The sequence below is a fragment of the Chryseobacterium contaminans genome, assembly GCF_001684955.1.
GTDB classification, from domain to species: domain Bacteria; phylum Bacteroidota; class Bacteroidia; order Flavobacteriales; family Weeksellaceae; genus Chryseobacterium; species Chryseobacterium contaminans.
In genome coordinates, this window is sequence record NZ_MAYF01000060.1 from 1 (window position 1) to 8,942 (window position 8,942).

The 8,942-nt window shown below is 37.4% G+C and carries 8 protein-coding genes; 2 read left to right on the top strand and 6 right to left on the bottom strand.

The features are described from left to right. From BBH99_RS05255 to BBH99_RS05275, 5 genes are all read right to left on the bottom strand, one after another. Positions 1 to 1,630 (bottom strand): TonB-dependent receptor (locus BBH99_RS05255; RefSeq protein ID WP_066692956.1); only part of this gene is annotated, 1,630 nt, incomplete at its 3' end. A gap of 421 nt (positions 1,631 to 2,051) precedes the next feature. After that, positions 2,052 to 3,644: a transporter gene (locus tag BBH99_RS05260; protein WP_066692957.1), complete on the bottom strand. Its 1,593-nt coding sequence runs from the start codon at positions 3,642 to 3,644 to the stop codon at positions 2,052 to 2,054. Between the two features lie 102 nt (positions 3,645 to 3,746). Beyond that, a complete protein-coding gene (locus BBH99_RS05265) occupies positions 3,747 to 4,865 on the bottom strand; it encodes an HlyD family secretion protein (RefSeq protein ID WP_066692958.1) in 1,119 nt (372 codons plus the stop codon). A 23-nt stretch (positions 4,866 to 4,888) separates the two neighbouring features. Further along, positions 4,889 to 6,199 (bottom strand): TolC family protein, encoded by a 1,311-nt coding sequence (locus tag BBH99_RS05270; RefSeq protein ID WP_066692960.1) that lies wholly within the window; start codon positions 6,197 to 6,199, stop codon positions 4,889 to 4,891. An 89-nt stretch (positions 6,200 to 6,288) separates the two neighbouring features. Beyond that, positions 6,289 to 7,134: a helix-turn-helix domain-containing protein gene (locus BBH99_RS05275; protein ID WP_066692961.1), complete on the bottom strand. Its 846-nt coding sequence runs from the start codon at positions 7,132 to 7,134 to the stop codon at positions 6,289 to 6,291. Positions 7,135 to 7,207: 73 nt separating this feature from the next. Here BBH99_RS05275 and BBH99_RS05280 point away from each other — a divergent pair, with 73 nt between their 5' ends. Next, on the top strand, positions 7,208 to 7,681 hold the full coding sequence (locus tag BBH99_RS05280; RefSeq protein ID WP_066692964.1) for an Mpo1 family 2-hydroxy fatty acid dioxygenase: 474 nt from the start codon (positions 7,208 to 7,210) through the stop codon (positions 7,679 to 7,681). 86 nt (positions 7,682 to 7,767) lie between these two features. Beyond that, positions 7,768 to 8,616, top strand: coding sequence for a DUF4349 domain-containing protein (locus BBH99_RS05285; protein ID WP_066692968.1), 849 nt, complete (start codon positions 7,768 to 7,770; stop codon positions 8,614 to 8,616). Between the two features lie 52 nt (positions 8,617 to 8,668). Here the strand turns inward: BBH99_RS05285 and BBH99_RS22310 are convergent. Then, positions 8,669 to 8,942 (bottom strand): hypothetical protein (locus BBH99_RS22310; protein ID WP_394363544.1); only part of this gene is annotated, 274 nt, incomplete at its 5' end.

Here is an 8,942-nt window from a genome sequence, read left to right on the forward strand (position 1 = left end):
GATTGGTTTTGATGGCCTGTAAAGGCTGCTCTTTCACATTGATACTTGAAACTACATCCCAATGGGTTCCGTTCAGTTTATAAGTTCCTATTCCATAATATTTAGCAGGATCTGCTAAGCTTGCACCTTGGGAGAATGTTCCCCATACCTGGTGCTGCTCACTGATTTTATACAGTAATCCGGCATTGGCTAATGTGACGTTATAAGAGCTTTCTCCTCCCGGAATAGCTGAAGCAGAGGTTCCATATCCCATAGCAATCTGTGTCTGCTGTACAGAGCCTACAAAATCATCCATTTTTACGTTGATGTGCTGGTAACGTACTCCTGCATTAAGCTGTAATTTAGGAATGATATTATATTTTGCCTGAACATATCCTGCATAGCTTTGTGAGTGATTGGTAGGATATCTTCCAAGTCTGTATTGAGTTTCATTGATTAACCCACCACTGGACATTGTTTTAGTAATATCATATACTGATTGCGTTCCTTCAAACTTTTCAAAATCTATATCAGCTCCATAGGTAACATTTAATCCTTTCCATGATTTTGACAATAATGCTTTTATTCCGGAATAATAAGTATCCTGCTGTGAGGAAGACATGTAAGCCATACTCCCTTTTTCCAGCTTTACATTTCCTGGGAAGGGATAAAATCCTAATTTCTCTCCTCTTGTTGCTAGCTGGATGTACAGATCCTGACCACCAAGAATTCCGTTTCCATTATAGGCTACTGTTGCCATATAACGTTCCGTTCCTATATTTTTATCAGAAGAAAAACCATCTCTCATTTCCAGCAAGTTCCCATCTTTCTTTGTAAAAGCACTAAGATTTTCACCTAAATATAAACTTCTGTCTCCATTAAATTTGGAGTTATAATATTGAACAGACGCTGTTATTTTATGCTTATTGTTAAACTGATATCCTCCGGTCGCCAAAATGTCAATAGATTGATTGTACTGAAGGTCTGTTTGGGTAATATCTGTAAAAAGCTGCTTCTGGTCTGCTCCGTATACTCCACCATTTTGCTGATAAGCTACTCCAAGTCTCCCGAAGAACTTCTCTCCTTTAGCTGAAATAGCTTGAGCGGCACGGAAATCATGGTCATCTTTTCCCATAAACCCTGTACGCACTCCCAATTCAGTTTCTCCGCTAATTCCTTTTTTGGATGGTGTTTTTGTAATGATATTAATGATACCACCGGTTGCATTTCCACCGTAGATAGAGCTTGCTCCTGAAAGCACTTCTATTCTTTCAATATTAAATGGATCAATGGCATCTAATTGACGGCTGATGGCTCGGATACTGTTGAGAGAAACCCCATCAATCATTACCAAGGCAGAACGTCCTCTCATATTCTGTCCGTAATTGGTTCTTCCTTGTGGTCCGATATCCATACTTGGAATTAAAATGGATAACATTTCCTTAATCGGAACTCCGCTTTTGGCCTGTTCCTGGATTTTTTCCTTCTGAACAACCCAAACGGTACCTGGAATTTCAGAAATTTTGGTAGGTTTTCTTGATGCAACAATCACTACATCTTCTATTCCTTTAGAGGTTACCGAGTCTTTAACAGTTTGGGAAAACATCAATCCCGATGCTAACAGACCTATGAATGCATAATGCTTTTTCATTCCTTCAAATCAAAGTTTTATAATCTCGCAAAGATAATTTTTATTTAGAAATAATAAAAATAAGAAGGAGTGAAATTTTTCAGGTATTGGATTAAAAGATGGAAGCAGGAAGATGGAGGCTGGAAGTTATCGATGCCATGAGTACAGATAAAAGTGATTATAGCTTCTTTTCGGCAATTCTCTTACGTTGAAGCGTTGAAGCAATAGCTGTTAACCGTCTATCATAACCTCCCTCTTCCAGCCTCAATTCCCTCCTTATAAGATTAAAATCAACATGCAATCATACATCTATAAAAAGCGAGATATAATCGTTAACCGTCTATCGTAACCTCCCTCTTCCAGCCTCAAGCTTCCCTCCTAAAAATCATAAGATCCCAGCCCAACGAAGGACCAGGATCTTACTGTGAAAAACAAGGTATCTTTATATCGCAGGCCCTGCTGCGTCTTTTATTTCTTCTAATAATTTTTTACGTTCACGAAGTCTTCTTCTGGCAATAACAGATTTACCCCCAAGAACTCTGATGAATCTGAAATATTGGAATCTTTTGGCTCCGAAGTGGTGTGTAATCACATAAAGCAACACTCCAAAACCAATCAGAATAATAAATCCGAATATCTTTTTAGTGGCTATCAGGATCGCGTTAAGCTGAATGGCTTTCATATTGGCCATGACATTCTGCGGAGTTACCGTCATTCCATCCATATAAACGGCAAGATCTCCAATTGCAGTCACCTGGAAACGGTATTGTAACCATGAATATAGGGTTGAAAAAATCCCTACGGCTAAAAATGTTCTCCAAACCAATACCAATCCGATGGCTGCCAGCATTTCATCCATTTCAAGCTTATCCAGCGTATAGAACCATACGGAAATAAACAACGAGCACATTCCATACCCTTTTAAAAACATAGGTAAGTACCAGTTATCATAATTAAACTCCAGTACCATAGAAAAATACATGATAATCGCATATCCTATCATCCCTGCAAACCCTGAAAAAATATACATTTTCAATGGTTTCTCCTTTTTAAACCAGAATATTGCAATTATCCCGGCTACAATGATTCCCGGAATCATCATCATGCTCAGTTTGGCATTGGTTAAAGGGTCATATCCTAAAACTCCTACCGCAAAAGTATTCTGAATGGAAGCCGTTCCTAAGAACATTCCCAGCCAGAACAGCATAAATAAGCCGTTCTGTACATTACTTTTGGTGAAAATCTTAAATGAAAGATAAGGCCTCTTTAAGGTTAACTGACGAATGGAAAGCAATGCAAAGCTCACAAAAGCAGCAATACTCGCATTAATAATATTATCTGAATTCAACCAGTCCTGCTGTCTTCCGAATGCATACACATACGCAGAAAACATGAATGTTGAAATGAAAAGCAGGATACTCAGCCAGTCAATATAATGCAAAGGAACTTTCAGTGCAAAGTATTTATCATGCATAAAAATCCAGTGGATCAATGCCAATATAAAGCATAGAACTGCTGTAAAAATGTAAAACTGCTGCCAGTTATAAAGAAGTGCAAATTCTGCTGAATAATATACAGCTACCTGGTTCATCACCAGTACAAATGTATAGAACACTCCATAAAACATTCCTCTGTTTCCTATCATTACCATTAATGGTAAAAAGAGTTCTATGGTGACCATCATCTTCATAAATCCAATCAGTAAAGCGGAAAATACAAAGATCATCGGTTGTAAAGTTGTACCATTGATATAGCTCAGCAATCCCAAAAGAACCAATAGCAGCACCATTTTGTCTCTTACCTTGAACCTCATCTTAATTCTGAGGACAACAGGCATACAGGCTCCCATTCCTATTGTGGTCGCATAATTCGCCCACATAAAATATTCTGTCATAGCTCCGGTACCACTCACCAGATAACTGATGTTCCCGGTATACACCCCGCCAATCGGCATTACTACGGCAAGCAGCAAGACAATCAGCAGAAGCTGTACGGGTTTTGGTACCCAGTTGCTATATAATCCTTTGTTGTACATATTGTAGATAATAGATTTCAGATATCAGATGGCAGACTTTCCGGACATTCAGCCTTAGCTTTTCACACTGCATAAGGTCTGAAATCTGATATCTTCCATCTTTTAGTCTTTATTAATATTCACGTTCATATTCATCCCTGCGCTCAGCTTCTCAAGATCTTCTTTTTTATTGGAAGCCGTAAACTCGATTCTTACAGGAATTCTCTGTTGTACTTTAATGAAGTTACCGGTAGAGTTATCCGTCGGTACGTTTGAATATCTTGATCCAGTAGCTGCAGAAACAGCGGTTACTACACCTTCAAATTGTTTTCCGCCTAAAGCATCTGCCGTCATCATCATCTTCTCTCCTACTTTAATATTAGGCATCTGGCTTTCAAGGAAGTTAGCAGTTACCCATTTCTGACCGTTTAATACGATGGTTGCCACTTGCTGCCCCGGTTGAATTAATTGCCCTTCAGAGATTGTTCTCCTTCCCATTACTCCATCATAAGGAGCGGTAATAACAGTATAAGAAAGGTTGATTCTGGCCATATCCAGCGCAGATTTTGTTCTTTTGATCTCTGCATCGTTGATTCCCAATCTGCTTTTCACTTCTGTAGTGGAAAGGTTTGCCGATTGTTTCTGGTTAACCAAAGTCTCATAAGCCGCCTTTTGAGCATCATATTCGGTTTTTACCTGATCATACTGTTGTCTTGTTACCGCTTCCGCAGCTAAAAGGTTTTTATATCTGTTCAGGTTTTGTTCAGCATTCCAAAGTCTTGCTTTTGCTCCGGCAATATTAGATTCCATTACATTGATATTGTTGGAAACGGTATTTACAGAAGAACTTGTCGCCGTTTTCTGGGCCATAGCATTTTGGTAAGCTGCTTCAGCCTGTCCTAATTGAGTAAGGATTTCACGTTCATCTAAAATAACCAGGGTATCTCCTTTTTTAACTCTTTGGTGCTCAATAAATTTTATTTCTTTGATATAAGCAGAAACCCTTGTATTGATTGGGTTAATGAATTCTTCAACCTGAGCCGCTTCCGTATAGGTTTTGTTTCCGATGTGGAAATATTCACGGATCAGCCAGAATAGTCCGAATCCGATCACCAGAAAAACGATGATATTGGAAATAATCGCTCTGATTTTATTTTTCTTGTTCTGCTTTTTTTTGCTGTCTGCCGCTGGTCTTGCGGGAGTTGGTGCAGTATTTTGAGTAGTTTGTTCCTTGTTTTCCATTGTGTTGATTTCAGTTTAAAAAATTAAAGTGTTCCCGTAGCTTTCAAAAGGTTATAATATTGATACAAAACATTGATCTCTGCATTAGCATAATCCAGCTCCGATTGCAGCTTCTGGTTCTGTGCATCAATCATTTCCGCCTGAACGGCTAATTGATTCAGGTATTTGGCTTCAGTAATTTTGTAGTTTTCCTCTGCCAGCCTTTTGGAATCATTTAAAATATCTGCCTGCTGAATCGCTTCCTGGTATTTGGTATACGCCGCATTTACGCCCATGTCTACATTCTGCTGTACCAAAGTCATCGCATCGTTCGCCTGGTTTTTCTGCAGTTCCCCTAATTTTACCTTTTCCTTTGTTTTATACAAGGTATCGATATTGTAACTAAGAGAAACACCTGTCTGCCAACCTCCTGAATACATATCCAAGACAGGGTTTCTCGTAGTAATTGGTCTTTGTAAAGTATATCCGCCGAATCCTGCCACTGTAGGTAAGTTATCGGTTTTTATAATTTCAATATTCTTATCCGCTACTGCAATATTTTTTTGTGCTGACTTCAACACCGGATTGCTGTCGTGGGCGAGGTTCATATAATAATCCATTCCGATTCCGGATTCTTTATTCTCCAAACTTTCGGTAGGAACAATTTCTGTGTCAGAAGGTAAACCTAAAGCAATATTTAAATTGTAATTAAGAATTTTTCTATTGTTTGAAAGCGTCAGAATTCCCTGATCCAGGTTTTTAAGGGCTAATTCACCACGAATCACTTCGTTTCTGGTTACCATTCCCTGCTGATAGAACTTCTGGATATTTTTAAGACGTTCCTGAGCCAGCTTTTTGTTGTTCTGAAAAACTTCTTCCTGGTTGATGATTTTATAGATATCCAGATAATTGGAAATTACCAAAAATTTCACATCCTGCTTATTTTTCTCCAGGTCCAGTTCAGAAAGCTGTTCACGAAGCCCTGCCATTTCAATGGATTTATTCACCAATCCTCCTTTGAAGATCAGTTGAGTGGCCTGCACCGCATACGAACTTCCGTAATGAGGCATAGGAATTTTTGTAGAATTTGAAAAGTCTTTATCGATGGCTACTGCATCTCCCAAATAGAATTGGCTGGTAGAAGCCGTAATGGTTGGAAGTTTCTGAAGCTTGGCCACATTGATATTCTGTTTGGCGATATCAATATTCTGAGCGGAAACCTTCAACTGCTGATGATTCTGAACTGCCAGTTCAGCAATCTCACCTGCGGTCAGCTGTTTAACCTGTTGTGAAAAAAACAGCGCAGGAAAAGCTGCTATCAGAACTGATAGTGCTGTTTTTATTTTCTTTGTCATTTTACCTTGTTTTACAGATGCAAAGTTAGGTGAACAACAAAATCAATCAAATGTTTGATTTTTGGAAAAAGATGTTCAAATGTAAGATTTTAATTTTCGAACTGATGTCTGTACTGTCTGGGACTTACTTCCATATGCTTTTTAAAAAAGTGTGAAAATGCGTACTGATCGCTAAAACCAAGGATAGATGAGATCTCTGAGACAGGTTTATTGGACGAATTCAGAAGGACTTTTGCTTCATTCATCACAATTAAAGCGATGATCTGGCTGGCAGACTTCCCGGTCACTTCTTTTACTACTGAAGAAAGATGTCTGGTTGTAATGGATTGTCTTTCGGCATAGAACTCCACCGTTCTTTCTGTAAGATGATATTCGGACAGATCTGTAAGGAAAACGAAAACAATTTCCTCCTGTCTGGACATCTGGTTCATAGAACTGGTATCTTCCTTAGAAATGATCCCTGCCATCTGATAACAGAAAACAGAAAAAAGATGTTCCACCATTTCTTTTTTATAGAGCATATCTGTTTCAGAATCTAAAATGTATTTTAGAAAATTGACGCTTTTCCATACTACTTCCATTTCACTTTCCGGAAATGGTACACCTCTGTTCATCTGCTGTCTGAAGTATCGGTACGTAATCAACCTATTGAATTTCAAAGAAAGCGCGGAAATAAATTCTCTTTTATAGGACACCATTCTGGACTGAAAATCATCAGTCACTGATATCACCTCATAAATCGTTTGTGGGTCTGTCACCATAAACATATTGGCAGAAACTTCCAGATCGCTGAAATGCTGGCGAAGTTTTATGGTTCCTGATTTAATGAAAATAAAAGACGGATTTTCGGGACGGAAAGGCTTATCAACAGCTATTCTCTCGAAAATATTTTTCTGTGTAAAAATCTCAACTCCGAATTTTTCTAAGGCAGACATAAGACAAATGTAAGCAAACTTATCACTGATTACAAAATTTTATTATTTTAGCATCAATCCAATTCCTGTCAGTATGAGAAAGGTTGATTTATTATTTGCAGAATATAGTAAAAGCCATAGAAATGCGACCAATAAGTTCATTCATTGGCTTTGTGTACCCTTGATTTTTTGTTCCATCCTGGGATTTATTTCCCTGATTCCTTCATCCCATTTCTGCATTTCTTATTTTGGATGCATCAGTATTGTAAGTTTGGTGGCTGTTGCTCTGATGAGTTTATATTATTTAAGATTGTCTTTCTTAATCGGAATCACCATGATTTTGATTATGCTTCTGGCAGAACATTGTATTTATCTCACCAATATCAGCCTTGGCAAACAATCCTGGATACTTTATCTCAGTATTTTTGTGGTTACATGGATCTTTCAGTTTATCGGACATAAGATTGAAGGTAAAAAGCCTTCTTTTCTAAAAGATATTCAGTTTCTGCTGATCGGTCCGATATGGCTTTTAAGCTTTATTCTTAAAAAGACCGGGATCAGATATTAATACCTTTCGCTTATTCTTTTAAACAATTTCAAGGTACTTGCTTTTCTAAGCATGGTTTTTGATTGTATTCATGAAAATTAACTTTCATGAGAACTTTACTTTTACCTTTACTTTTTTTCGCCTTTATCAATTGCAGTAAGTCTGGAGATAATAAGCATTCTGTTAATGCTGATCTTGTCGAAATGATTAATGAAGAACCTTCTCCTCCTAGTTCTATCTCTGAAAAGCTTCTTCCTGATGGTAAATCCAGCACTTCTACAGAAATTAAAACAGATACTATATCCCGGAAAATCATTAAAAATGGGAATATAAGAATTCAGGTTGGCGAAATAAAAAAAGCGCAGGCCCTAGTCAATGAAATTTTAAAAAAGAACAATGCTTATATTCAAAAAGAAGAATTTCGAAATACAGATGTAGATGAAAATCTTGATTTAACGATCAGGGTTCCTCACAAAAGTTTTGATACACTTATCAATTCATTTTCTGACGGTCTGGGTTCTGTGTTATCCAAAAATGTTTCATCAGATGATGTTACAGAGGAATATACTGATGTATCTATAAAATTAGCTAACAAAAAAATCTATCTTGAAAAGTATAGGGATATGCTTAAAAGTGCGGCTAACACAAAAGATATGTTGGAAATCCAGGAAAAAATCCGTGGCTTGGAAGATGAGATTGATGTTGCCGAAGGAAGACTTCGTTTTATTGACGACCGCGTCAATTACAGTACTTTAAACCTAAGCTTATATAAAGAAAAAGTAAGAAGTTCTGCCACTTCAAAAATTGGATTCGGAAGTCGCTTTGCAGATTCCATAACAGAAGGATGGAACAGTTTTGTTGCTTTTCTCTTGGGTATTATTTCTTTTTGGCCGTTCTTCTTACTGCTTCCTCTTATTATCATTTTATGGAGAAAATGGAAAAAGAAAAAACAATAAATTTCTTTACATAATTAAGAAGCCGAATTTCAATAGAGATTCGGTTTTTATTTTAACGCGCATATTTTGTTGGAAGATCCGGGTAAACATCTTTTAATAGAATTGTTTTACCGGCCTTGGATATTTCTGCTTTAGGAAAAGCATTTTTGAACAATTTAAAAGTAATAATAACAGGTTCGTTATCCTTTATCTGACTAAGATCTTTAAAAGCCTCTAAAATTTCCTGACTGTCGAAAGAATAGCTACTTCCATACCTCTGCGTATTTCCCCAATCAACAGAAAACCTGCCTGGAAGATTTCTCAATTTTACATTCTCAAACGTTTCA

Bases quoted from the DNA above. Each gene is read 5' to 3' on its own strand.
- BBH99_RS05260 (WP_066692957.1), bottom strand. From the start codon at position 3,644: ATGTACAACAAAGGATTATATAGCAACTGGGTACCAAAACCCGTACAG.
- BBH99_RS05265 (WP_066692958.1), bottom strand. From the start codon at position 4,865: ATGGAAAACAAGGAACAAACTACTCAAAATACTGCACCAACTCCCGCA.
- BBH99_RS05270 (WP_066692960.1), bottom strand. From the start codon at position 6,199: ATGACAAAGAAAATAAAAACAGCACTATCAGTTCTGATAGCAGCTTTT.
- BBH99_RS05275 (WP_066692961.1), bottom strand. From the start codon at position 7,134: ATGTCTGCCTTAGAAAAATTCGGAGTTGAGATTTTTACACAGAAAAAT.
- BBH99_RS05280 (WP_066692964.1), top strand. From the start codon at position 7,208: ATGAGAAAGGTTGATTTATTATTTGCAGAATATAGTAAAAGCCATAGA.
- BBH99_RS05285 (WP_066692968.1), top strand. From the start codon at position 7,768: ATGAGAACTTTACTTTTACCTTTACTTTTTTTCGCCTTTATCAATTGC.